22 protein-coding genes are annotated in these 23,349 nt (G+C 45.7%); 11 read left to right on the top strand and 11 right to left on the bottom strand.

The features are described 5' to 3' along the window. Positions 1-34: 34 nt before the first annotated feature. The 3 genes from V7S74_RS06935 to V7S74_RS06925 are packed head-to-tail and all read left to right on the top strand — an operon-like array spanning position 35 to position 1,298. Positions 35-544, top strand: coding sequence for a KdsC family phosphatase (locus V7S74_RS06935; protein WP_406778051.1), 510 nt, complete (start codon positions 35-37; stop codon positions 542-544). Next, on the top strand, positions 535-1,056 hold the full coding sequence (locus V7S74_RS06930) for a gamma carbonic anhydrase family protein (protein ID WP_406778050.1): 522 nt from the start codon (positions 535-537) through the stop codon (positions 1,054-1,056). The genes V7S74_RS06935 and V7S74_RS06930 overlap by 10 nt, the downstream gene beginning before the upstream one ends. Further along, positions 1,053-1,298, top strand: coding sequence for a VF530 family protein (locus V7S74_RS06925; RefSeq protein ID WP_406778049.1), 246 nt, complete (start codon positions 1,053-1,055; stop codon positions 1,296-1,298). The genes V7S74_RS06930 and V7S74_RS06925 overlap by 4 nt, the downstream gene beginning before the upstream one ends. 12 nt (positions 1,299-1,310) lie before the next feature. Here the strand turns inward: V7S74_RS06925 and V7S74_RS06920 are convergent, their stop codons facing one another. After that, positions 1,311-2,165: a bile acid:sodium symporter family protein gene (locus tag V7S74_RS06920; RefSeq protein ID WP_406778048.1), complete on the bottom strand. Its 855-nt coding sequence runs from the start codon at positions 2,163-2,165 to the stop codon at positions 1,311-1,313. 44 nt (positions 2,166-2,209) lie between these two features. On the opposite strand from V7S74_RS06920, the gene V7S74_RS06915 reads away from it, so the two are divergent. Further along, positions 2,210-3,025: a 1-acyl-sn-glycerol-3-phosphate acyltransferase gene (locus tag V7S74_RS06915; protein ID WP_406778047.1), complete on the top strand. Its 816-nt coding sequence runs from the start codon at positions 2,210-2,212 to the stop codon at positions 3,023-3,025. Here V7S74_RS06915 and V7S74_RS06910 read toward each other — a convergent pair. From V7S74_RS06910 to V7S74_RS06900, 3 genes are read right to left on the bottom strand one after another with little or no spacing between them, the layout of a single operon-like run. Then, a complete protein-coding gene (locus tag V7S74_RS06910; RefSeq protein ID WP_406778046.1) occupies positions 2,971-3,591 on the bottom strand; it encodes an alpha-ketoglutarate-dependent dioxygenase AlkB family protein in 621 nt (206 codons plus the stop codon). The genes V7S74_RS06915 and V7S74_RS06910 overlap by 55 nt on opposite strands. A 1-nt stretch (position 3,592) precedes the next feature. Then, positions 3,593-5,644, bottom strand: a complete 2,052-nt coding sequence (locus V7S74_RS06905) for a glycoside hydrolase family 97 protein (protein ID WP_406778045.1) — start codon at positions 5,642-5,644, stop codon at positions 3,593-3,595. Between the two features lie 53 nt (positions 5,645-5,697). Then, the gene (locus V7S74_RS06900) at positions 5,698-6,804 is read right to left on the bottom strand and encodes an alpha/beta hydrolase family protein (protein ID WP_406778044.1); all 1,107 of its coding nucleotides are present in this window, start codon (positions 6,802-6,804) and stop codon (positions 5,698-5,700) included. Between the two features lie 49 nt (positions 6,805-6,853). Between V7S74_RS06900 and V7S74_RS06895 the strand changes: the two genes are divergently transcribed. From V7S74_RS06895 to V7S74_RS06885, 3 genes are read left to right on the top strand one after another with little or no spacing between them, the layout of a single operon-like run. Beyond that, positions 6,854-7,414 (top strand): pentapeptide repeat-containing protein, encoded by a 561-nt coding sequence (locus V7S74_RS06895; protein ID WP_406778043.1) that lies wholly within the window; start codon positions 6,854-6,856, stop codon positions 7,412-7,414. 13 nt (positions 7,415-7,427) lie between these two features. Then, the gene (locus V7S74_RS06890) at positions 7,428-8,909 is read left to right on the top strand and encodes a DUF1593 domain-containing protein (protein ID WP_406778042.1); all 1,482 of its coding nucleotides are present in this window, start codon (positions 7,428-7,430) and stop codon (positions 8,907-8,909) included. 5 nt (positions 8,910-8,914) lie between these two features. After that, a complete protein-coding gene (locus tag V7S74_RS06885) occupies positions 8,915-9,472 on the top strand; it encodes a GNAT family N-acetyltransferase (protein WP_406778041.1) in 558 nt (185 codons plus the stop codon). Here V7S74_RS06885 and V7S74_RS06880 read toward each other — a convergent pair. Genes V7S74_RS06880 through uxuA form a run of 6 tightly spaced genes read right to left on the bottom strand, consistent with a single transcriptional unit; the run spans position 9,469 to position 17,711 of the window. Next, positions 9,469-10,176 carry a DUF2490 domain-containing protein gene (locus V7S74_RS06880; RefSeq protein WP_406778040.1) on the bottom strand — a complete coding sequence of 236 codons (708 nt, stop codon included), beginning with the start codon at positions 10,174-10,176 and terminating at the stop codon, positions 9,469-9,471. The two genes, V7S74_RS06885 and V7S74_RS06880, sit on opposite strands and share 4 nt — an antisense overlap. Positions 10,177-10,235: 59 nt before the next feature. Next, a complete protein-coding gene (locus V7S74_RS06875) occupies positions 10,236-11,480 on the bottom strand; it encodes a YeiH family protein (RefSeq protein ID WP_406778039.1) in 1,245 nt (414 codons plus the stop codon). Further along, the gene (locus V7S74_RS06870) at positions 11,480-12,412 is read right to left on the bottom strand and encodes a 3-keto-disaccharide hydrolase (RefSeq protein ID WP_406778038.1); all 933 of its coding nucleotides are present in this window, start codon (positions 12,410-12,412) and stop codon (positions 11,480-11,482) included. The genes V7S74_RS06875 and V7S74_RS06870 overlap by 1 nt, the downstream gene beginning before the upstream one ends. A gap of 4 nt (positions 12,413-12,416) precedes the next feature. Then, on the bottom strand, positions 12,417-13,685 hold the full coding sequence (locus V7S74_RS06865; protein ID WP_406778037.1) for an MFS transporter: 1,269 nt from the start codon (positions 13,683-13,685) through the stop codon (positions 12,417-12,419). Beyond that, positions 13,685-14,443: an SDR family NAD(P)-dependent oxidoreductase gene (locus V7S74_RS06860; protein WP_406778036.1), complete on the bottom strand. Its 759-nt coding sequence runs from the start codon at positions 14,441-14,443 to the stop codon at positions 13,685-13,687. The genes V7S74_RS06865 and V7S74_RS06860 overlap by 1 nt, the downstream gene beginning before the upstream one ends. 1 nt (position 14,444) lies before the next feature. After that, positions 14,445-17,711, bottom strand: a complete 3,267-nt coding sequence (gene uxuA / locus V7S74_RS06855; RefSeq protein WP_406778035.1) for a mannonate dehydratase — start codon at positions 17,709-17,711, stop codon at positions 14,445-14,447. 142 nt (positions 17,712-17,853) lie between these two features. Between uxuA and V7S74_RS06850 the strand changes: the two genes are divergently transcribed. After that, positions 17,854-18,891, top strand: coding sequence for a Fic family protein (locus tag V7S74_RS06850; protein WP_406778034.1), 1,038 nt, complete (start codon positions 17,854-17,856; stop codon positions 18,889-18,891). Between the two features lie 74 nt (positions 18,892-18,965). Here V7S74_RS06850 and V7S74_RS06845 read toward each other — a convergent pair whose 3' ends face one another. Next, positions 18,966-19,487 carry a helix-turn-helix domain-containing protein gene (locus V7S74_RS06845; RefSeq protein ID WP_406778033.1) on the bottom strand — a complete coding sequence of 174 codons (522 nt, stop codon included), beginning with the start codon at positions 19,485-19,487 and terminating at the stop codon, positions 18,966-18,968. An 870-nt stretch (positions 19,488-20,357) separates the two neighbouring features. On the opposite strand from V7S74_RS06845, the gene V7S74_RS06840 reads away from it, so the two are divergent. The 3 genes from V7S74_RS06840 to V7S74_RS06830 form a co-directional block, all read left to right on the top strand. Next, positions 20,358-20,774, top strand: a complete 417-nt coding sequence (locus tag V7S74_RS06840) for a T9SS type A sorting domain-containing protein (protein WP_406778032.1) — start codon at positions 20,358-20,360, stop codon at positions 20,772-20,774. Between the two features lie 3 nt (positions 20,775-20,777). After that, entirely contained in the window at positions 20,778-21,368 is a 591-nt protein-coding gene (locus V7S74_RS06835; protein WP_406778031.1) for a hypothetical protein, read from the top strand. Positions 21,369-21,376: 8 nt separating this feature from the next. Then, a partial coding sequence (locus V7S74_RS06830; RefSeq protein WP_406778030.1) for a beta strand repeat-containing protein occupies positions 21,377-23,349 on the top strand: 1,973 nt, incomplete at its 3' end.

Below are 23,349 nucleotides of genomic sequence, written 5' to 3'. Positions count from 1 at the left end.
AAAATATTCAGATATTTGGGTCAAAATACTCCCTATGTCTAACGTACTTTCCCTATTCAGCGATATAAAAGTCTTCATTTTTGACATCGACGGCGTCATGACGGACGGCAATGTACACGTGCTCGAAACGGGCGAACATTTCCGCACCTTTTACATCCGCGATGGCTATGCGCTAGAAAAGGCGCGCGAGGCAAATTATACGATGTGTGTGATTACCGGCGGAAGTCATGCGGGGGTCAAAAAACGCCTAGAAAACCTCAAGTTTCAACACATCTATTTCGGGCTTGGCGGCAAAGATAAACTCGAAACCTACCTCGAATTACTCCCCAAATTAGGCGTAAAAGAAAACGAAATCCTCTACATGGGCGACGACATGGCAGATCTAAAAATCATGTCAAGACCGGATATTTTAAGTACCTGTCCGGCCGATGCGATTCCCGAATTGCACCAGGTCGTAAAATACGTTTCACCCTTCAATGGGGGGCGTGGCGCGGTAAGAGATGTCATCGAAAAAGTGCTTAAACTACAAGGAAAATGGGCCTAATCTTACCAGTAAAAGGGGTTTCCCCTTCCTTCGGCGAAGACAATTGGGTAGCACCTAATGCCACCGTAGTAGGCGATGTGCAAACAGGAAAACATTGCACTATTTGGTTTAATGCGGTCGTTCGTGGGGATGTAAACTCCATCCGCATTGGCGATTATTCCAATATTCAAGACGGCGCCGTGGTACATTGTACCTACCAAAAAACCGTCACTTCCATCGGCAATTACGTATCCATCGCCCACAATGCGATCGTACATGGATGCACCATCGAAGATAATGTGCTCATCGGAATAGGGGCCATCGTGATGGACAATGCCTACATCGAAGAAGGGAGCATTATTGCTGCCGGAGCCATTGTAACCCAGGGAACCCGCGTTCCAGCTGGAACGATTTATGCAGGAAATCCAGCGAAATATTTAAAAGATGTGAGCCCAGATGCGGCCGAAGTTTTCAAACGCACCGCCTATAATTATGTGGAATATGCGTCTTGGTTTTCAAATCCTTCCTCATGAGCAACGATCCATTACATGGTGTAACACTTGAAAAAATCTTAACAGACCTAGTCGATCTTTTAGGCTGGGAAGAGATGGCTCGCAAGATTCGAATTAACTGCTTTGCAAGTGATCCGAGTATCAAATCCAGTTTGACTTTCTTGCGCAAAACGCCGTGGGCGAGAGCGAAGGTGGAGACGCTTTATATTTGGAATATCAAGAAGATTGAAAAGAAAAGGGCGAGTTCAGAGTCCGCAGAATAGTTGCGCAGGTTTTTAGTTGCGCAGGTTCACCAGCCACCCAAAAATTGCCGCCGTTATAAACATCACGATACTGTAGACCACGGCCGGAATCGTCATCGTTCCATTCCCGATCACATTCAGCGCAATAAAAATGGCCAAAGAGCCATTGTGAATCCCTATTTCCATCCCGATTGCGATCGCCTGCTTCTTCTCCAAATTCAATAATCGCGGCAGAAAATACCCGATCGAAAGGCAGGCCACATTAAATAAAAGACAGGCTAAACCGACGGTTTGAATATCTGCCATCAAGTGATCGCGCTCCTTCCAACCCGCTAAAACGATAATCAAGGCAAGGAAAATAGCGGAGAGAATTTTCACCGGAGACTCGAGCCGTGCAGCGAATTCAGGCGCCTTTTTCCGGATCAACATACCGACAGACACAGGCAAAATAACGATCAGACAAACCTCTAACACCTTCGAAAACTGCAAGGGAACGTAGGCGTCTTGCTGCATTAAAAGTTTCATCGAGAGGTTCACGATTAAGGCAATGGAAATAACCGATAAAATACTGTTTAAGGCCGTAAGGGTGACATTTAAGGCGACATCCCCTTTCGCGATATGCGAGTATAAGTTCGCAGATGGCCCTCCTGGAGCGGCGGCTAAAAGCATTAATCCGACCGCTAATTCAGCCGGCAAATGCAAACCGGTAGCAATAAAATAGCAGATGAGAGGAAGCAAAATCATTTGGGTGCCTAGTCCCACAATGACCGCTTTTGGGTATTCATACACGCGCTTGAAATCCGCGATCGTGAGCGATAATCCCAAACCAGTCATGATGATGGCGAGGGCGAGGGGCATTAAAACCACGGATAGAAAACTTGCTTGCATGCGAAAATTTTTAAACCTTGCGAGCGCTAAAATTAAAGAATTACTTGATCTTTCTCCTAAAAATATTGGTTCGATTCGCGCTGCGACTCTTTTGCCCGTCCATCGTGGTGAAAAATGCGGAATTGATGCACACGAAAGGTCCGGTTTTATTAGTGGTGAATCACCCCGATTCATTCCTTGACGCCGTCATTATCGGCGCACTCTATCCCCGAAAAATTAATTATTTAGCGCGAGGCGATGTGTTTAGAAATCCGGTTTTCGGGTTCTTGTTAAGGCAATTAAATATGCTTCCGGTATTTCGCCAAAGAGAAGGAAAAGAGCACCTCCACTTGAATGCCAACACCTTTCAAAAGGCGGTAGAATGCCTCCGCAACGACGGAATTGTATTGATTTTCATTGAAGGAATCTGCCTCAACACCCACGAATTACAGCCCTTTAAAAAAGGAGCAAGCCGTATTTTAGAGAGCGCACATGCGGAAGGAATATTCCCAATTGTTCAGATTGCGGGGATTGGGTATTCGAGTTTTACAGCTTTCGGAAAAGGCATTCACTTGGCCTTCGAAAACTTATCCTGGCCCACACCCATCGTCGAGGCGACGGATCGCGTTCGATTTAATGCGGTTGTTTTTGAGAAGATGGAGCGCCTAATCAAAGTGCCGGAGCATCCCGGGTTCACTAAAGGGTTCTTGTATTATTTTGCCCTACCTTTTTATGTACCCGTTCGGGCATTCGCGGCGGCGAAAACGAAAGATTCTGTTTTTTATGACTCAGTGCTTTTCGCCCTTTTGCTTTTTACTTTCCCCGTCTATGTAGCACTGGTTGTGACGATCGTTCTGAAAGTCAAATTGATTCTAGGTTGATGCACCTTCGTGGTGGGCGGTAGGCGGTGTAACCAGTGGGTTTGGGTTTCGCCTTTCATCACGAGTAGGCTGCCCGCTTCTAAAAAGACGTCGATTTTTTCTCCGGATTTCTTGTGCTTGAAGCAGAATTTACGTTCTGCCCCAAAACTAAGCGAGGCAATCGCCCCATTTTTTCGAAGATCTTTTTCGCCGTCGCTGTGCCAAGCCATCCCTTCGGAGCCGTCGTGGTACAGGTTTAAAAGGCAGGAATTATAGGTTTCGCCGGAGTGTTTTTCGGCCAGGTTTTTCAAGAAGAGTAATTCAGGGGTCCAAGGCAAGGCGGTCTTCGTGGTGTTCGAATAGGTATACGAAAAAGCCTCCTCGCCGTACCAAGCTACCTTGCGTTTCGTGATGATACGTTTGCCGTAAATGACCGCTTCGTCGTTTCGCCATTCGATGCGATCTAGCAGGGCTTGCGCCATTGCATTGGCTTCCGATGCAGACATCAATTTCCCATAATAATTCACAATCCCTTCACCTGGAAGCAGGTTTACAGAAGGGTCAGAAGGGAAATCGAATAGCTCCATGTTAATTTAAGCGTCTTAAGCTGATGGCACATCCGCCTCCACGTTGCAAGCGGAAAGTCATTTTTGACTTCGCCGTCACTAAGCGTTTTTCCACGACATAAGCCTCTGGATTTTTCTCAAAATCAGCGTCATCCGCATCGCGGTAGAGCATGGCTTCGTAGGTTTTATCTGGATCCAAAAAGTCCATATCGAAGGACATGTTGCGGGCCGTGGCATTGGTGATGGAACCAATAAACCAAGTGTCTTTGCCCTTTGCCTTCCGGGCGATGGTCACGAATTCGCCTGGTTCCGCCGAAATAATTTTCGTGTCGTCCCAGTCTACCGCCACATCTTTGATGAATTGGAAGGCATCTAAACGAGGCTCGTAGTTTTCAGGTAAGTCCGCCGCCATTTGTAACGGGCTATAAATGGTCACGTAAAGTGCTAATTGCTTTGCTAACGTCGAGCGCACCTTCGTCGTTCTAGTCGAATCAAATTGATTCAAGTTCATATGGAATAAGCCCGGCGTATAATCCATAGGGCCGCCCATCAAGCGCGTGAAAGGTAAAATGGTCGTGTGTTCCGCGTTAATTCCGAGGGTTGGCGCATTGTTAAATTCGGATCCACGGGCTGCTTCAGCGGCCATCCAGTTTGGATAGGTGCGGTGTAAACCGGTAGGATGCACGGACTCGTGGGAGTCGACCATCAAATGGTAATTTGCTGCTTTTTCGGCGACACGGTTGTAGTGGTTGACCATCCATTGGGAATCGTGGTGTTCGCCGCGCGGGATGATTTTTCCCACGTAACCGGTCTTCACCGTGTTGATTCCTTTGTCTACCATGTATTGGTAGGCGGCATCCATTCGGCGTTCGTAGTTCGTTACGGAACTCGAGGTTTCGTGGTGCATGATGAGCTTTAGGCCTTTGGAGGCGGCATATTTTGTTAGCGTATCGATCTGGTAATCTGGGTAGGGTGTTACGAAATCGAAGACCTCTTCTTTCCAATTGCCAAACCAATCTTCCCAGCCCTGGTTCCAGCCTTCCACTAAAACGCCGTCGAATCCGTGTTTGCCCGCGAAGTCGATGTAGCGTTTCACGTTTTCGGTGTTTGCTCCGTGCTTGCCGCCGGCTAGTGGCCAGTTCGCTTTGCCTACGTGCATTTCCCACCACATGCCCAGGAATTTTTGGGGCTTAATCCAGGTGGAATCTTTGATTTTTGAAGGCTCGTTTAAGTTCAATATTAATTTGGAGGCCAAAATCTGTTCTGCCTTATTCGAGATCACAATCGTTCTCCAGGGAGTATTAAATGGTGTTTGCGCATAGGCCTTGTTTCCCACTGCATCTGGTACGAGTGCCGAGGTAAATTCGAAGCCTTCTTGCTTCAAATGCATAGCCGGATAATTCACCAATGCTGCCTCATGAACGTTGATGTAAATCCCATCCGCAGACTTTAACATCAGGGGAGTTTGAACGAAATTTTTGCCCATTAACGAAGTCACCGCGATGTCTTTTTCTTTTGCTGCTGCAGCGAGGGCGTCAATTTCGGAGATTTTAGTCCTTTGGTAGGTATACTCATTCGTATCATAATCACCCGGGATCCAAAACGCATTATGATCCCCCGTCATCGTGAAGGATGACCACTCGTTATCGACGATAAAATGTTTGAAATTATCCTGCGCCGGGAAGAAATAACGGAAGCCAATCCCGTCATCGAAAACGCGGAAAATGACATCGAGTAATACCCCAGATTCCTTCAAGTGCAACGTTAATTCCTTGTAGTTATTTCGGATCTCTTTTACCTCTCCCCACACCGGTTTCCAGGTCCCGTCATAGGTCGTAGAATCCACGCCCAACACCTGAAATTTGCGCAGCTCTAAAGCGGGCTTTTTCAAGGTGAAACCTAGGTCAGAGGCCGAGATGACTTCTTTGGCCTTGTAAAAAACCTGGTATTTTAGCGCTCTATCCGCTCCTTGCGTCAGCTGGATAGAAATCTGATCAGAAGGGGAGGCAATCTTAAACGATTTTTGAGCGAACACAGAGACGCTCAAAAGTAGGAGAAGAAGGGTTTTGTTCATGGCGCAAAATTACGAAAATCTTACGTTAAACGATGAGTCTAAGGAAAGATTGCCTAAGGCAAAAACTCAATCGCCGGTTTTTTGCCCGTCTTCACAAAGTTCCGCATCGCATCAAAGGCCTTCGCCGTTTGCTCATCCGTGAACTGGCAATGCGCCTGTCCATTCGTGTATTTCACTGCAAAATATGAATCGCGGCCTTGGGCATGAATCATATTTTCGATGTTCGTCACCGCGTACGAAACGGGAATTAATTGATCATAAATCGTGTGCATTAATACGACTGGTTTGTCGATTTTTCCGGTGCGATCATAGCGCGCAAAAAGCTGTGCTTGATCCTTTGTAGCAGGTAAGCGTTCTGCCACTGCGTTCACTTTCAAATTATCTGGGAAGCCGGTATAAAGCGTTTCCGTGTTGTCAAAAGGATTGCCTTTTAGCTTAAGTGCGATATCGCGTAAAACGTTTTGGTTGAAAAACAGAGCGCCCGGAAGATCATCTAATTTCAGATCGAAACGCTTCGCAAAAGCTACTGCTAAAACGGAGTCTTTTTGTAATAAAGCCTTTTTAATCTCTCCCATTCTTTGGCCTGCTGTAGCAAATGATACAAATCCAACGGAACTGTTAATGTCAAAAATATCCTTCAAAGACGGCACGATTCCCGGGAACAAACCATTCATCGTGGCATACATATCGTACTCTTTTCTGCATTGTAAATACGGACGCGAAGAGAGCGGACATAAGGGTAATCCACCATTATAATGTTGGCCAAAATTCTCCAACGTCGCAAACGTAATTCCTCCACCCATCGAGTGTCCCATCATAAAAGTGGAGTCCGGCTGACCCATCTTCTTAATAAAGGCTTGGCGTAATTCTTCGGTCGCATCGACTCCCTCGGGTAAAGCAAATCCTTGAATCGGATAATCCGAGGCCGCCACCGCAAAGCCACGGTCTAAAATAACCTGCAATTTTTTATCTAATCCCGCATTCGCACTCGCCGCTGGAGTCCCCATAAATTGGTAGCCGTGCGCATACATCACCAGTTTTTTATTCCATTTAGCGGGCATCAAAACTTGATAGCCTCCCCCTTTCAATGTGCCTAAATCGATTTTTTGTTGCGCAAAAAGAATGGTGCTGAGAGCAAGTAGAAGGAATAGTTTTTTCATGGTAGAGGTTTAGAAGGAGCAAAATAAGGAAAAATCCCTAATTTGCGGCATGGAAAAGCCGTATATCGTCGACCAAAAATTCGAAAAAGAAAGCACCCTCGCCATCGGCGAATATGAACATTGCGTTTTCAAAAACTGCCAATTCGAATCGGCGGATTTCAAAAACTTCCAATTTGTAGACTGCACGTTTGAGTCTTGCAATCTAAGTCTGGTTAAACTCAGCGGCGCAGCCTTGCAAAAAGTCCACTTCAAAGACTGTAAAATGCAGGGCCTTCGGTTCGAAGCCTGTAATCCTTTTTTATTCGAAGTAAGCTTCGATACCTGTGTGCTGAATCTATCTTCTTTCTATCAAATCAAAGGCAAAAAGACCAAGTTCGCGGGTTGCTCTTTGCACGAAGTGGACTTCACAGAAGCTGATTTCTCGGAGGCCACATTCGATGATTGCGATTTGGCAGGCGCACTTTTTGACCAAACTAATGTGAGCAAAGCGGACTTCCGAACTGCCTTCAATTACGTCATTCATCCGAGCCTAAATCAAATCAAAAAAGCGAAGTTTTCGCAGGATGGTTTGGCAGGTTTACTGCAGGGTTTTGACATCCATATATCCTAAAATGTATCCTAACATGAAAAAAATCTTATTCCTTCTTCTGGTGAGCGCGTCGGTGTTCGCAAAAGGCCCTCTTCCCAGAACGATTGTTACGACTGACGGCGAAATTGATGACGTGGACACCTTCATCCGAATGCTCCTTTATTCGAACGAATACCAAGTAGAGGGTTTGGTGTATTCGAGCTCGATGTGGCACTACAAAGGCGATGGAAAAGGGACAAAATTCACGTCGGAAATGGAGATGACGCGGACGATGTATGGCCCTAAAACCGATCTTCGCTGGCCCGGTGTAAATTGGATTCAAGACTTATTGAAGGCCTATGCTCAGGTCCATCCGAACTTGATTTTGCACGATAAAAACTACCCCGCTCCTGCTTATTTAACTAGTTTGGTGAAGGTAGGAAATATCGATTTTGAAGGTGAGATGGAGCAGGTGACAGAAGGTTCAGAATGGATTAAGATGAAACTCTTGGATAACGATCCGGAGCCCATTTTTTTACAGGCTTGGGGTGGAACGAATACGATTGCGAGAGCATTGAAGTCGATCGAAGAGCAGTTTACTGGCGATAAAAACTGGCCTAGTATTAAAGACAAAATCTCGAAAAAGGCCATCATCTACACCGTGATGGATCAGGATGCGACCTTGAAAAATTACATTGCTGGACACTGGCCACAGATTCGGGTGTTTTATAATGCACACCAGTTTGGGAGTTTCGCGTATCCCTGGAAACGCATTATGCCTAAGGCGACACAACCCTATTTCGAAGGAACGTACATGGGACCGAAGATTATTCAGAATCACGGACCACTATTAAAGATGTATTATTCGTACGGAGATGGCCAAAAACAAGCCGGCGACGACGAACATATTCACGGTGATCCGACTAAGTTGAAGAATGCCCAATGGGGTTCGTTCAGCCCTTATGATTTCATTTCGGAGGGAGATTCTCCCGCCTTTTTACACCTCGTGGATGTAGGTTTGAATAATTTGAACAACCCGTCCTTCGGCGGATGGGGTGGCCGTTTCGCTTTAGCAGAGGGAAATCCCTACCGATTCGAAGACAACGAAAAGGCCGCTGATTTCAATCCGGAGACGGGGAAATTAGATATTTCTTATTCCCAAACTCGCTGGTTAATCGCCGCGCAAGAAGACTTTGCGGCACGCGCAGATTGGTGTGTGAAATCGTTCAAAGAGGCGAATCACGCGCCGCAGATTACCGTGAAAGAAGGGATGAATGTGAGCGCGAAAGCCGGTGCGATTCTAACGCTACAGGTGACCTCGAGAGATCCAGATGGGAATGAGGTGAAGCTGAAAGTTTGGCCCTATCCGGAAGCAGGATCCGGGAAAGCGGACGCGACACTTTCGGATGGCCGCATCATCGTGAAAATACCAGCAACCGCTAAAAAAGGCGACACTTTCCACGTCGTGGTAGAAGGAACGGATACGGGTTCGCCAGCATTGACGAGGTACAGACGCGTTGTTATTACACTAATCTAATTACTATGGTAGAGATAAAATTAGTGACAAACCAGGCAGAACTCGAAGGCGTTTTAGCCTTACAGCAGGCCAATTTACGGAAAAATATTTCAGCAGATGAGGCGGAATCGCAAGGGTTTTTGATGGCGGAATATGATCTCCCTTTTTTAGAATTACTTCACATGACAAGTCCGGGCATCATCGCGAAGGATGGGGAAAAGGTGGTGGGTTATAGCCTAGTGGCTCTACCAGAAACTGCCCGACACCATGACCTATTAGCGGATTTAGTGGAGAATATTGAACGCTGCCAATTCGAAAGCAAACCAATTGAAAATTATGCGATTGTGGCTCAGCTTTGTGTTTCGAAAGAGTATCGAGGTCAGGATCTAGTCCAAAAACTCTACGGTGGTTTCCGCGATCATTATGCAAATCAATACACCTATTGTGTCACGGACGTTGCACAAGCGAATCAACGATCTTTAAAAGCACATCAAAAACGCGGTTTCCAGGTCATCGATACCTTAGATTATGGTGGAATTGGTTGGAATATCGTGTTATGGGATTGGCAAAAAAAAGCTATTTAAGGAAGCCGGTGATACAGCATTAAACTCAAAATACTTCGGTCGTAATAGTTCAAATTTGGGCGCTGTACGAAGGCATGCAAATACCCCACATCGAGTGTTAAATTCGAACGAAGAGGAATACTCAATCCAGCAAACATTCGATGTTGATCTAAGGTATTTGCTGGATTTTCTTGACCAGCGTTTAACAAAATTTCTGTATTCACTTTCCCCTGAATTTGCTTGAAAAAAGGAAACAAGGCTTGAATTCGGTAACGAAGACGGTAATTACTGAAGTTAACCCCATCTGTAAGTTCCGTCCGGCTCGCATTCGTTTCTCGGTTAAAACGCATCTCGGATCGAAAACGGTGATCTACCCGAATTGCACTCCACTTATGCCTGTAGGCTATATCCAAATGCGGCCGGTATTCTGGAATGGCTAATCGAACTTTAGCCAGAGGATCGTTAGGGGTATTCAAAAAGAGAGCCGCTCCAGCAGAAATATCCCAATTCTCCCCAATAGTACGATGCACATGTGCCCTGAAAGCATTTTGATGGTGCACGAAAGGATCTATGAAATGTCGCGTATGCACCTCTCCCTGAACATACCAATTCGCATTCATAGGGATAGTCAAATAATAGCCATACCAAACTTGAGATTGATGCTCTACTTGATTTTGACCTTGTACGGCGAAGAGCGGGAACAAAAAGAAAAACAAATACTTCATTTGGCAAAAATAGCATATTATTCTATAAAAACCCTAGACTATATATTCTATTTCGTTTTCTAAAATAATAGATACGCCACCAGCAAGGTTACGAACACGTTAAACAGCTGCGCGATCAAAAAGGCGTAGAGTGGCCTCTTCCCTTCTTTGGAGAAAAGATCCGCAAACTTCGTTTCTAATCCGATGCTAGTGAAGGCCAAAGCAAACCACAATCCCTGCAAGGCTTTGAATCCTCCTTTCACCGAATCGATGGTTTCCGAAGAAATCACAAACGAGAAAAGAAGCGAGGCTGCGATGAAACCTAACACGAATTTTGGGAAACGCTCCCAGATGATTCCCACCGTAGGCTTGCTTTCCTTTACCGTGTCGGACTGGTTATTTGTCAAGGTCCAATAGATCGAAATCGCGAAGGCAGCGAATCCTAGAAGTACGTTTTGGGAGAATTTCACAATCGTTGAAATCTTCAAAGCCTCCTCACCTACCATCGTTCCCGAAGCAATGACTGCCCCCGTCGTATCGATGGTACCGCCTAACCAGGCACCCGTCACCGCTTGTGATAGACCTAAGGCCTGAGCAATAAATGGCAAGAAAATGATCATCGGAATCGCTGTAATCAAGACGATAGAGATGACATAAGATAGCTTTTTTGAATCCCCTTTAATGGCTCCAGAAGTAGCAATCGCTGCCGAAACACCGCAGATAGATACCGCACTGGAAATCATGATGGCGAATTCCTCGTCGATACCCATTTTTTTGGAAATCCAAAAAGCAAAATACCAGACCGAAATAACCACCACCAAAGCCTGAACTAAACCAAGTGATCCGGCTTTCAAAATGTCCCCGAAAATCACGCTCGTTCCTAATAAAATCAAACCGATCTTCACGAACAATTCCGTCGAAAGCGTCTCCGTTAACCAGGCCGGCAAGCTGAAGAAATTGCTTAACAATAATCCGATCGATAAGCTAAAGATCACCGCTTCAAGGTTCCAGTTTTTCAAGAAGGCATTGCCCGCTAAAACTAATGCCAGCGAAGTAAGGACAAACACAATCGGAAAACCTTTCGCGGTTCCTGCCACACTTTTTCCTAATACACTTGCCGCCAATAAAGCGATCACATAGGTGAACACGAAGATCTGTGCGAGCTTCACCAGATTACCCGCCGTGAGCACTTTTTCAGTTAAATCCGAGGTTGATTCCCAGCCGAATGAAGGACTTGGAATTTTGATGCCAATTAGGGCTACACCGATGATTAGGAAGCCTAAAAGAACAACTGTCCAATCTTCTGTCAAGTGCGTTTTTTTCATTATTTCGCCGGTGTTAATACGATATTTCTGTACTCCACCGGACCGTGGTCGCCTTGCATCATGATAGGTCCCGGCGCTGCTTCGTCGCTGTCCATTGCGCCGCCTGTGATGCCAGGGATGTTTTGTTCGACGATGACTTTTTGGCCATTTAAGGTAACAGAAACTTTGCGTCCTACTAAGGTAATGTCGTAGGTCTGCCATTCGCCTGACGGTTTTGCCGCTTGAAAAAGGGGATCAATAAAGCCGTAAATACCGCCTAAGTAGATACTGTAGGGCTCTTTCCCAAAACTGTCTTCCACCTGTGCTTCGTAACGGCCGCGTAAATAAACGCCACTGTTACTACCTGCTGGTAAGCGGAATTCAATGTGTAATTTGAAGTCGTTGAACTTTTGTTCGGTGCATAAATTCGCACCAGAAGCTGGGCTTTTTAACACGCCGTTCTCCACGATCCATTGGTTTTTAGGCCCTAAAGCTTTCCAACCTGTTAAGTCTTTTCCGTTGAATAAGGTGATCGGTTTGTCCCAAACAGGTTCCGCAGCTCTCCATAACGACGGAGCACGAACACCCGTGAAAGCCATCGCTTTGCCGTTTGGTTTTGTGATCGTTCCTGACAGTTTCCCGTCTTTCAAATCTCCCTCAAAGCTCATCTGAACATCTGTCAACTCCCATTGAGGGGGGATTTTAAACGAAATATGACCGTCTTTATAAAATACCTCTGAAATAGGACGGGCTGAACCACCATCCCCTACAAAACGTCCAGTCAGGGTTTTATGACCCGAGTGACGCACTTCTAACCAAGAGGGTGCGGTAGACACCCCGCCATTGCGGTTTTCCATAGCTACGTTTAAATCCCATGCGCCTTCTAATGGATGGTGATCTTGAGCGTATGCACCGCTAGTAAAAGCGAATAAAGCAATTAGTAATTTTTTCATCGATCTACGATTTAACGATCTCCATTTTAGGAGAAATGAAATGAATGAGCAACCACGCAAATAAATAAGCGCAGCCGCAGGCCACAAATATAATATTATATCCATCAGATAAAGCCTGGTCTGCCTTGTAAGCATCCAAAACCGCCCCGATAATATAGGGGAAAATCACACCACCTAGCGAACCCGCGAGGCCACCAATCCCCACGACAGAGGAAACGGCGTGTTTGGGAAACATATCCGAAACCGTCGTAAAGATGTTCGCAGACCAAGCCTGGTGAGCCGATGCCGCGATAGAAATTAAGAATACCGCCTGCCAAATATCCGTCGCCCAGCGCGCCCCAATAATGGGCACCGCACAGAGCGCGAAGAAGAACATCGAATACTTGCGTGCCTTGTACACCGGCCAGCCTTTCTTGATGAAATAACCCGAAATATAGCCTCCACCGATGCTACCGATCGAGGTGCAGGTAAACAAAATCGCTAAATGAAGACTCGGCTTTTTCAAGTCTAACGCGAAAGTTGTCGAGAAATAAGACGGCAACCAAAACAAGAAAAACCACCAGATGGGATCGGTAAAGAACTTGCCTACGATGAAGACCCAGGTTTGGCGATAACCGAAAAGCTTGCCCCAAGCGATGGGTGCGACGTCTGTCACCTCCTCTTCTACGTTTTGGATGTGCGCTAATTCTTCTTTCGTTACCAAAGGATGTTTTGCAGGCACCTCGTAAAACCACCACCACAAGGCTAACCAAACAAATCCAATCGCACCCGTAATAATGAAAGCCTCTTGCCAGCCATAGGCTCCCAATATCCAAGGCACCATGATGGGTGCGACCATTGCCCCGATGTTTGCGCCAGAGTTAAAAATTCCTGTGGCTAAGGCGCGTTCTCTCTTCGGAAACCACTCGGCGACCGTCTTAATCGCAGCGGGGAAGTTCCCCGCCTCACCGGCTCCTAAAGCGGCGCGTGCCGCGCCGAATCCGAACGAAGTTTTTGCTAAAGCATGTGCCATCGCCGCAATTGACCAAATCACAATCGAAATGGCATAACCCATTTTGGACCCTATCTTATCGATTACCTTCCCAAAAGCTAACAATCCCAGGGCATAGGACGCCGTGAAACACATCACGATGAAACTGTAATCCGTCTCCGACCAGTTCAATTCCTTCTCCAGCGTGGGCTTCAACAAGCCGATCACCTGGCGATCTAAATAGTTAATCGTCGTCGCAAAAAACAAGAGGGCGACCACCACCCAGCGGTAATTTCCTTTCATTAGAATCCGATTGAATTCCCGCCGTCAACCGGGATTGAGACGCCTGTTACGTAATTGGATGCATCCGAAGCTAAATAAACCGCTGCCCAGCCGATGTCTTCTGGTTTCCCAAAATACCCCATCGGCGTGCGATCCATCGCCTTGTGTTTGCGATCCGGATCCGAATTCATCGCCGTCCGACTCATCGCCGTTTCGATAAATCCAGGTGCGATGGCATTCACGCGAACGCCCTTGCCAGACCACTCAGATGCCAGTACTCTCACTAAACCATAAATACCTGTTTTCGAAGACGCATAAGCTGCCACACGATCGATGCCATAGTAAGCCGCCATCGAGGAAATCATGATGATCGAACCTTTTCCGCGTTCGAGCATGTGTTTCCCCACTTCGCGTGTCAAAGCAAAAACGGCGTTCAAGTTCACGTTAATAATGTTCGCAAAATCGTCATCCGAAACCTCGACTGCCGGGCGCTTCATGTTGATGCCGGCGTTGTTTACGAGGATGTCGATGGCGCCATATTTCGTAACGAGTTCCGCAACTAGCTGTGAAGTCAAGTTCAAATCAGCCACATCATTCACCGCATAATGTGCACCCGCTCCCAGGTTTGCAACGGCCTCTTTTAGCACGTCTTCGCGGCGTCCCGTGATGATGACGGTGGCTCCGGACGATATAAAGCATTTCGCGATATCGAATCCGATTCCGGTTCCGCCGCCCGTGATGAGCGCCACGCGCCCCTGTAATGAGAATGGTTGTTGCATCTTATTTTAACTGATAAATTCGTACGATTTCTTTTATTTCTGCCAAAGTCCGCGCAGGCGTCCCGTAGCTAATCGGTAATTTCGAATAGGTTTGGAAGTACAATAAATGCGCATCGCGCCACAAAACAGACTCCCGTTGTTGTGCCGATAAACGCCCTTTCACGTCCGCAAAAATCTCTGGATCCACTTTTCCTTGCAGCGAATCCCATTCCTTTTGCAAATCCTTCACTTCCTGCAAACCGGTATTCAGGCGGTAGCAGAATTCATCCCAAAGCGTCCGCCCCGTCGACAATTTCTCCTTCCAGCCCACATGGTGGAACCACAATAAATAATTCAAATCCGTTTTCGCCGGATCGAGCCACTTTTGTGCCACCGACGGATGGTATAAACTCAAGGCGTTACTCCCTGTAGCTTTTCTGTCAAAACCCAAGCCCAATGAATCCGCGCGGTGGTAATAAATCGATGTCCAATCAGGACGTTGGCTGCGCTCTAACCAGGGCTCAGGGCCCCAGTGAATTCCTTGGCCCATCACATGGTGCAAGCCTAAAGGCGTCGTGAAATTCACATAGGTGTCGCGGGATTTCATCAGAATGTCTGCGGCCGTTTTCGATGCGTTTACGTCACGAGTCAAGGTCTGCTTCACCCACTCATCGGCGATTTGTGCTGAGCTCAGCGTGTGATCCCATGCCAAACGACCGAAGGCATACCAGTTCGCTTGTGAAAGCAAATGACCCGTCCAATTTCGGTCTGATCCGGTGTTCGCCACGCCGGCCATCATCGTAATTTGGTCGTTGCCTAAACTTCCATCGATGACTTTGGCGACGGTGGATCCTTTGCCGTTTTGGTAGGTATCCGAATCCAAACATTCCTTGAACAAAATCGACTGATAAAAGACGTTCGTGCTGAAGCCCGTGTACTCCTGGGTGATCTGGAATTCTAAGGCCAAAGGCGTCTTCGGCATCGCACCGAAAAGCGGGTGGAATGGCTCCCGTGGCTGGAAGTCAATCGGTCCATTTTTCACCTGCACAATCACGTTTTTCGCGAAGGTTCCGTCCAAGGGTTTGAAGTCGTTATAGGCCTCCTTAAAGCGATCGCCTTTCGGATTAGGCGCATAAACAAAGGCCCGCCAAATCACCAATCCATTAAAGGGCTTCACCGCCTCCGCGAGCATATTAGCCCCATCCGCGTGCGTGCGACCATATTCCTGTGGTCCTGGCTCGCCTTCGGAATTCGCTTTGACTAAAAACCCGCCAAAATCCGGGACATAACCATACACCTCTTTCGTCTTCGCTGCCCACCAAGCGCGCACCTCAGGATCCAATGGATCAGACGTTTTCAATCGACCTAAAATCTTAGGCGAAGCGAAGTTCACCGATAAAAATAATTTGATTCCGTAGGGACGAAAAACGTCCGCTAAGGCTTTGACTTTTGCCAAATACTCCGGCGTTAAAAACCGCGCCGACGCATTCACATTATTTACTGAAACGGCGTTGATTCCGATGGACGCGTTTGCCCGGGCGTAATCCGTATAGCGCGGGTCGACCGTCTCCGGCAATTCGTACCATTTCCACAGCGATTGTCCGGCGTATCCGCGCTCGATCGTGCCCATCACGTTGTCCCAGTGGTTCAACATGCGGAATTTGACTTTGGGCGATGAGGATATGTTTGCCAAAGGTTTCTCCTGCTGAATCGTTCTTAATAATTCGAAAACACCGTACAAAATGCCTCGGTCAGAGCTGGCTTTGATGCGAATATATTTCCGACCTACGACACTTAGGCCTTCCACTTTTACTTGGACCTTTTTATCCACTTGAATTTCGAATCCTTCTGCCGGAATCGTCGCATCTTTCACAAATTGTATGCTTCCATTTTCCGAAATCGCGCGTGGCGCCACCCCAGTCAAACCCTTCAATCCAATCGCTAGCTCCTTGCGAGCCGTCTCTAAAATAGGCGTCGAGGCAAACTCCGATGAAACAGAATTTGCATAGGGCGCATAGCGAGCAGCACTTGAAACTTTGTCAAACTTCAACCACAAACGGTAGCCGTCATCTGCCTTCAGTGCGAAACTGCAGACCACAAAAAACACGGCTAAAAAGGAGCGGATCGCTAATTCCAGTCCGCGGATTTCCGCTAAACCACGCAATCTTCCGATCGCCGAATAGCCCGGATACGTTTTCTTTTTCAAATCATCTAACATTTGGTGGCCGTGATCTGGGCGCATCGGAATCTCCTCTCCTCCTCTTCTTTTTTCTTCTTCCACCACCGCCTTTACGACTTCGAACATATCCACATCCCCCGTTAAATGCGGTGCCTCATGGAAGATTAATGGGTCGTTTTGTTCCCGGAACGTAGCGCGTAAATGCAGGAAGTGAATGCGGTCCGCAAAGCGGCGAACCATCCCCGGTAAATCATTATCTGCACGCACGCCTAAAGAGCCTGTGCAAAACGTTATTCCGTTTGCACGTTCTGGCGACGCCTCCATCAATGCCGCTAAATCCGCCTCAGTACTCACCACGCGTGGTAAGCCCAATAATGGGAAAGGAGGATCATCCGGATGGATGCATAAATTGATGCCTAATTCCTGTGCCAAAGGCGCAATAGATCGCACAAAGTAGTGCAAATTCTCCCGCAATTGGTCCGCTGAAATGTCGCGGTATTCGTCTAATAGACTTTGGAAATTCTCTAAATGAAAAGCCTCCTCTGAACCCGGAAGGCCTAATAATGCCGTATTTTTTAACTCTTCTTTCTCCTCATTCGTCATTGCAGAGAAACGCTGAGCGGCCGCCTCTTGCACCGCCTGAGTATAATCCGCCGCAGCCCCCGGCCGCTGTAAAATATGCAAATCAAACACCGCGAAATCCGTCCAAACAAAACGCAAAGCCCGCGCCCCATCCGGCATTTCGAAATTCAATTTCGTCCGCGACCAATCCAAGACCGGCATGAAATTATAGCACACGGTTTTGATTCCGCAAGCTGCGAGATTTCGTAATGAGGTTTTGTAATTTTCAATCAACTGAGTACGCGAAGGCAAGGCTTTCTTAATCCCCTCGTGCACCGGGAGTGATTCCACCACGGACCAATGCAAAGGTGTCCAGTCCTTATTCCCCGCTTCAATAATAGAAATGCGTTCTTGAATCGCTTCGATAGGCCAAACTTCCCCCACCGTGATTTGGTGCAAGGCGGTCACGACTCCGGTACAACCCGCTTGACGGATTTCCATCAAGGAAACGGGGTCGTTCGGTCCGAACCAACGCATCGTGTGTATCATGTATTTTTGTTTAGAGGCTTACGCTTTTGAAAGCGCAAAATGCACAAAATTTACTGAAAAACATGCAGGTTTGCGGGGATAGAAGTAAGCTTGTTTACGGATATATTATCGTATATTTACGGATATTTCCGTATATAATCCGATGAAGATAAATAACCTACAGCTTGAGATTGACATGAAAATTTTGTCCGAAATAGCTAAAATCGATCGATTTGATGCGGCTTGGACAAACTTTGAAAAACGGGAAGGAGACACCTTGAAACAATTAAAGTCTATCGCGACGGTTCAAAGTGTGGGAGCGTCTACCCGTATTGAAGGATCCCGAATGACGGATGATGAGGTGGAGGTGCTGATCAAAAGAATCGAGATTTCCACTTTTGAGGAAAGAGATCAACAGGAGGTGGCAGGATATTTTGAAACTTTGGATACCATATCTGAACATTTTGACTCCATCGAAATTACCGAAAATCAAGTCATGGGTTTGCATAGTCTGTTACTGAATCATGGGGAAAAAGATGCCTGGCATAGAGGCAAATTTAAGCAGATCAGTAATTCGGTAGAAGCAAATTTAGTAGACGGAAGTAAGCAGGTAATTTTCAAAACAAGTGAGCCCGGCCTACAGACGCAAGATGATATGATTCGTTTAATCGATTGGTACAATGCTGACCAGGAAACGGTTCCCCTCATTAAAGTGGCCGTATTTGTTTATGAATTTTTAAGCATTCACCCCTTTCAAGACGGCAATGGACGGTTAAGTAGGTTACTAGGTAGTCTTCTACTTTTAAAAAATGGCTATTCATGGATACAATATATCAGCTTTGAAAACGAGATCGAAAACAGGAAATCGGCCTATTACAAAGTCTTGATGGACACCCAACGCAATAGACCCGGAGAAGATATCACCGAGTGGCTTCGCTTTTTCTTAAGCTGTTTAAGTCATATTCAAGAAAACTTGATGTTGAAATTAGACCAAAGAAGAATAGATAACGAAACTACCTCCCAGCGCGAACGCAGTATACTATTCTTAATTGAAAACCGTCCTGGCTGTAGTTCAGGTGAAATTTCAAGTAGACTAGACATACCACTTCCCACGGTAAAGAAAACATTAGCAGAACTAGTAGAAAAGAAATTACTGTGGAGAGAAGGTGTAGGAAGGGCAACGGCGTATTTTTTGATTTAAACTGCGATTCAATTTTTCTAATCGCCTCATAAATCGAGCTTTTTTGAGGCGATTAGCGAAATTAATCGCCTCATTTATAAATTCTCCTTAATCCACTCAATAGGTGTCATGCCGTGTTCTGCCTTGAAGGCAATGTAAAAAGCTGATTTGCTTTTGAATCCAGCCTTTGATGCGATTCCTTCGATCGACGTGCTTAGATGTTCCCCATGAAAAAGTAGCGAAGTCGCGTAGTCGATTCGCAGTTTATTTCGGTAAACCGGGAAGGAAATCATCAGTTGTTTATTGAAACAATTTGTGACGCGAACGTGCGGAATATTGAGCGAACGCGAGATGTCGTGCAGCGAAAAATTTTCTTTTAAATAGGGTTTGTTGTCTTGAATAAAAGCGATGATTCGATTTAGGTCTTCGGATTGGTGGAGGGTTTCTTCTGGTAGGTTTTGGGAGTTATTTAAGGCTTTTTTGAACGCCTGCCAAAACCGCTCAAATACCGTCTCCTTGGATTCGCCATACAACCAACTTGGAAATAAAAAGAGACAAATGGGTGAGAGTAAAAGGATGTAAAAAGGCAGCTGAGCCGAAACGGAAGGATTGCCCAAAATATAATTTGGGAAAATAACGTAGGCAAAAATGCCATGTATACTAATGCAAATAATCGAAATGGCAACTAAATTCCTAAGCACATATTGAGACTTCTTTTTTATTAAAACAGCTTCGTCCCTAAAATTTTTATATAAATAAAACAAGGTATAAGCAGCATAAGAGCCATTAATTAGACTGATTACTACCATTTTTTGACTAGCAAAACCAAAAAATACATGTGGGGCCTCAGTTAGTTTACTAGTCCGCCCAAACCGAAGGGAATTTAACAGCTCTAACTTAGCAGTTAAGTCCAACAAATAATAAGGAATGCTGTTTACTAATATCAATAAGGCGGGCAACAGGTGAAATACAATTCTCCAACTAAATTCATTTTTGCCCTTCACAAGGGATTTAAAATAGAGGTAAAAACTTGGCCCTATCAATGCGAATAAAGGATCGAAGTTCGTGTAAATAAAAACCATTTGACTAGAGTCTAAACTCGAAAAATATAAGAGTAAAGCAAGCTGTCGCATGATGAATCCGAAGAACATGATAATTAAAAATAGGACCGCTTTATTGTGCTCCCAATGGTTAATTAACAATATGATCGAGATGATGATAGAAAGTAGTATTGCCGAAAAATCCATATTTCTGTAGATACTTGTAAGTCTTTACAAAAATAGTTTTTAAAAAAAATAACCATACACTTTAAAAACGAGGAGTTGTCTTTTTATTTTTTTTCCAAACGACAATCCTTGTGATTTATCGCCCTGACCGAACTAATTGGCTTTTTTTTGCAGGATTAAAGTCTACAAATGACCCTGCGATTTCTTCTAATTTTTGGATGTTTTTTGATTTTATTCACTGCATTCTCCCAAAAGAATCCAATGAAGATATCAACCCTATCCTCCGGCATAGGTAGTTCAACCTATTTGCAATCAATAGGTCAGTCGTCGGTGGTTTTAGGAACACAGAGTGTGGGAACCCGTGTCATTCGCCAAGGTTTCGTGCAGCCCACCGCTCGTTCTCTTCGTCGTTCGGTGGAACCAGGTATACTTGTTTCTGTTGAAGCTTTCCCTAATCCTTTTGTCTCTGAGCTTCGCTTGAAACTATCTCGCGCTAGTTCGTCTCCTTCAACTGTCGAATTGTATTCCATCGATGGGTTACGTGTTTGGTCAGGAGAAATCGCTGCGAATCTCAGCGAAGTACAGCTACTCGATTTTGATCGCCTGCACACAGGCAAATACATATTACGTCTGGTTACTAACAACCAAGTCATCACAAAAAGTCTCGTTAAACAATAACACATGAAAAGAATTTTACTCCTATTGCTTATTGGTTTTTCATCTCTAGCACAGTCTTACAAACTGGAAGTGGGCTCGAACATTACTTCCTTCGTTTTTACAAATTCAGCCGGATCAAATCCGTCCTTCTTGCGTCCTGCCTCTGGCTTGCACATGAGCATATCTCGTGAATCTAAGCTTTCGAAATCCTTTCTGGTTGATTATGGTGTTAATTATAATCAGTTCAATAATGTAGGTGATGTGCAAAACATTCCCTTCTCCTATGCCACTGATTTCATTGGTGTCCAGGCTGGATTCGGCCCTAAGCTTTCTTTAGGCAAAGGCATCGCTCTTGTTTCAAAACTGCAGGTGGCGGCTTCTACCCTAGTTAACGGAAATCAGTTTCTGTTAAACCGCTACGTGGATTTATCCAGCGATAGTCAGTTCAGTTCTCTACGAACCATGTACGGCTACAGCTTTGAAATAAGTAAGCAAATCAATCCACAGATCGGCGTGTTTGCAAAATACCAACACCTAGACAGCTACAATTTCGGTAGCTCGACATTAAACTTCATCCCATCTACATTCAGCATTGGCCTTAGCCTTTCTAAATAATTCTTTTTATGAAAAAGTATCTGTTCTCAATCATTTTTCTTTTAGTTTCTTACTTAGGTTTTTCCCAAAAAGGTCTCTCCTACCAAGCCGTTGTGCTCGATCCTAATGCGATCGAAATACCGGGTCAAGATATCTCTGGCCAGCCTTTAGTGAATGGCGATGTGTGGATGAAATTCAGCATTTACAATGGCTCCACTTTGCAATTCGAAGAGGTGCAAAAAACCAAAACGGATGCATACGGTCTAGTGAATTTACTGATCGGATCGGTGTCTACGTCTTCATTTAATGCATTGGTTTGGGACGCCTCACAAAAAACTTTACAAGTACACGTCAGCTTTAACCAAGGTGCTTCTTACACGAAAGTATCTGACCAAAAACTGAACTACAATCCCTATGCTTTGTACGCTGAAACTGCCGGCAAACTAGGCTCCGTCTTATCCATCGCAGGTGGAGGAACAGGTGCAACAACAGCGGCGGATGCTCGTGTAAATCTTGGATTAGGAAACGTAGATAATACGTCTGATGCAGCGAAGCCTGTTTCAACGGCGACGAAGGCCGCATTGGATTTGAAGGCAAATGTGGCGGATGTGAATTCTGGATTAGCACTGAAGGTGAATTCGACAGATGTAACAGCGGCACTTGCTCTAAAAGCGAACACCACTGACATGACGGCAGCTCTTGCTGCTAAAGCAGATACGGGTACTATCAAAACATTCGTGGTAACTCAGGTAGCAGCGGCAACTATCGCGGATGCGGATGCTAGCACAAAAGGTAAGATACAATTAGCAGGCGATCTGGCTGGGACTGCGGATGCCCCTACTGTTCCTGCTTTGGCATTAAAAGCAAACACCTCAGATGTGACCACGGCTTTAGCCTTAAAAGCAAATGCTTCTGATGTAACGACAGCTTTAGCCTTAAAAGCAAATGCTTCTGATGTCACAACAGCCTTAGCAGCAAAGGCAGATAACTCTTTTGTGGTGAGCCAAATCGCGGGGGCTACCATCGTTGATGCTGACGCAAACACAAAAGGTAAAATAAAATTAGCGGGCGATTTAGGTGGAACGGCAGTAGCGCCTACTGTTCCGGGTTTAGCGTTGAAAGCAAATGCGGCAGATGTAACATCAGCTTTGGCATTAAAAGCAAACACGTCAGATATGAACACGGCTTTGGCATTAAAAGCAAACACTTCAAGTTTATCAACCGTAGCTACGTCTGGAGATTATAATGATTTATCAAATAAACCTACCATCCCTTCGGCCTATTCTTTACCTGTCGCGAGTGCTTCTACTTTAGGTGGGGTGAAAGTAGGAAGTAACTTAAGCATAGATGCAAACGGTACATTAAGTGCAATTGCAAGCAATAATGCCTCATCTTTTTCGGGAACATTACCCCTAGCAAATGGCGGTACAGGGGTTACTGACCTAAACAGCCTCAAAACGATCATCGGATTAAAAGCCACTAAAACGGCGATAGGAGATCAAGCAGGAAATAGTCTTCAGGGAGATGGAGCCGTCGGTGTGGGTTCTGGAGCAGGAAAAAACAACCAAGGCGGTAGTTCCATTGCCATTGGAAATGTAGCCGGCGAGAATAACCAAGGAGGTGCTTCGGTGGCCATCGGTCCCAATGCAGCGCAATCAGGTCAAGGAAGCAGTGCAGTAGCCATTGGTTTTGCGGCTGGCCAAAATAACCAAGGCGCTAATTCCGTTGCGCTAGGTGCCTTTGCTGGTAACTCACAAGCCGCCAATAGTATTGCCATTAATGCGAATGGATTTGCAAGTCCATTAAATCCTACTACCTCGGGTTTTTATGTCGCTCCTATTAGAAATGCTTCCACGACAAACCCCTTATTTTACGATTCTTTAACCAAAGAAATAACCTACGGAACTGCCTCCTCTAGTTCAAATATAACCTTAACAACAACCGGAACTGGCTCAGCTACTTTGTCGGGAACTACGTTAAATATCCCTACGCCATCCACTTA

Origin of the sequence: Aquirufa novilacunae (assembly GCF_045310505.1) — a bacterium.
GTDB classification, from domain to species: Bacteria; Bacteroidota; Bacteroidia; order Cytophagales; family Spirosomataceae; genus Aquirufa; species Aquirufa novilacunae.
The sequence above is the reverse complement of the archived record's forward strand: the minus strand, read 5'-3'. Positions and strand labels throughout refer to the sequence as shown.

Bases quoted from the DNA above. Each gene is read 5' to 3' on its own strand.
- V7S74_RS06885 (WP_406778041.1), top strand. From the start codon at position 8,915: ATGGTAGAGATAAAATTAGTGACAAACCAGGCAGAACTCGAAGGCGTT.
- V7S74_RS06895 (WP_406778043.1), top strand. From the start codon at position 6,854: ATGGAAAAGCCGTATATCGTCGACCAAAAATTCGAAAAAGAAAGCACC.
- V7S74_RS06900 (WP_406778044.1), bottom strand. From the start codon at position 6,804: ATGAAAAAACTATTCCTTCTACTTGCTCTCAGCACCATTCTTTTTGCG.
- V7S74_RS06880 (WP_406778040.1), bottom strand. From the start codon at position 10,176: ATGAAGTATTTGTTTTTCTTTTTGTTCCCGCTCTTCGCCGTACAAGGT.
- V7S74_RS06910 (WP_406778046.1), bottom strand. From the start codon at position 3,591: ATGGAGCTATTCGATTTCCCTTCTGACCCTTCTGTAAACCTGCTTCCA.
- V7S74_RS06850 (WP_406778034.1), top strand. From the start codon at position 17,854: ATGAAGATAAATAACCTACAGCTTGAGATTGACATGAAAATTTTGTCC.
- V7S74_RS06840 (WP_406778032.1), top strand. From the start codon at position 20,358: ATGAAGATATCAACCCTATCCTCCGGCATAGGTAGTTCAACCTATTTG.
- V7S74_RS06935 (WP_406778051.1), top strand. From the start codon at position 35: ATGTCTAACGTACTTTCCCTATTCAGCGATATAAAAGTCTTCATTTTT.
- V7S74_RS06860 (WP_406778036.1), bottom strand. From the start codon at position 14,443: ATGCAACAACCATTCTCATTACAGGGGCGCGTGGCGCTCATCACGGGC.
- V7S74_RS06930 (WP_406778050.1), top strand. From the start codon at position 535: ATGGGCCTAATCTTACCAGTAAAAGGGGTTTCCCCTTCCTTCGGCGAA.
- V7S74_RS06905 (WP_406778045.1), bottom strand. From the start codon at position 5,644: ATGAACAAAACCCTTCTTCTCCTACTTTTGAGCGTCTCTGTGTTCGCT.
- V7S74_RS06835 (WP_406778031.1), top strand. From the start codon at position 20,778: ATGAAAAGAATTTTACTCCTATTGCTTATTGGTTTTTCATCTCTAGCA.
- V7S74_RS06920 (WP_406778048.1), bottom strand. From the start codon at position 2,165: ATGCAAGCAAGTTTTCTATCCGTGGTTTTAATGCCCCTCGCCCTCGCC.
- uxuA (WP_406778035.1), bottom strand. From the start codon at position 17,711: ATGATACACACGATGCGTTGGTTCGGACCGAACGACCCCGTTTCCTTG.
- V7S74_RS06875 (WP_406778039.1), bottom strand. From the start codon at position 11,480: ATGAAAAAAACGCACTTGACAGAAGATTGGACAGTTGTTCTTTTAGGC.
- V7S74_RS06890 (WP_406778042.1), top strand. From the start codon at position 7,428: ATGAAAAAAATCTTATTCCTTCTTCTGGTGAGCGCGTCGGTGTTCGCA.
- V7S74_RS06870 (WP_406778038.1), bottom strand. From the start codon at position 12,412: ATGAAAAAATTACTAATTGCTTTATTCGCTTTTACTAGCGGTGCATAC.
- V7S74_RS06925 (WP_406778049.1), top strand. From the start codon at position 1,053: ATGAGCAACGATCCATTACATGGTGTAACACTTGAAAAAATCTTAACA.
- V7S74_RS06865 (WP_406778037.1), bottom strand. From the start codon at position 13,685: ATGAAAGGAAATTACCGCTGGGTGGTGGTCGCCCTCTTGTTTTTTGCG.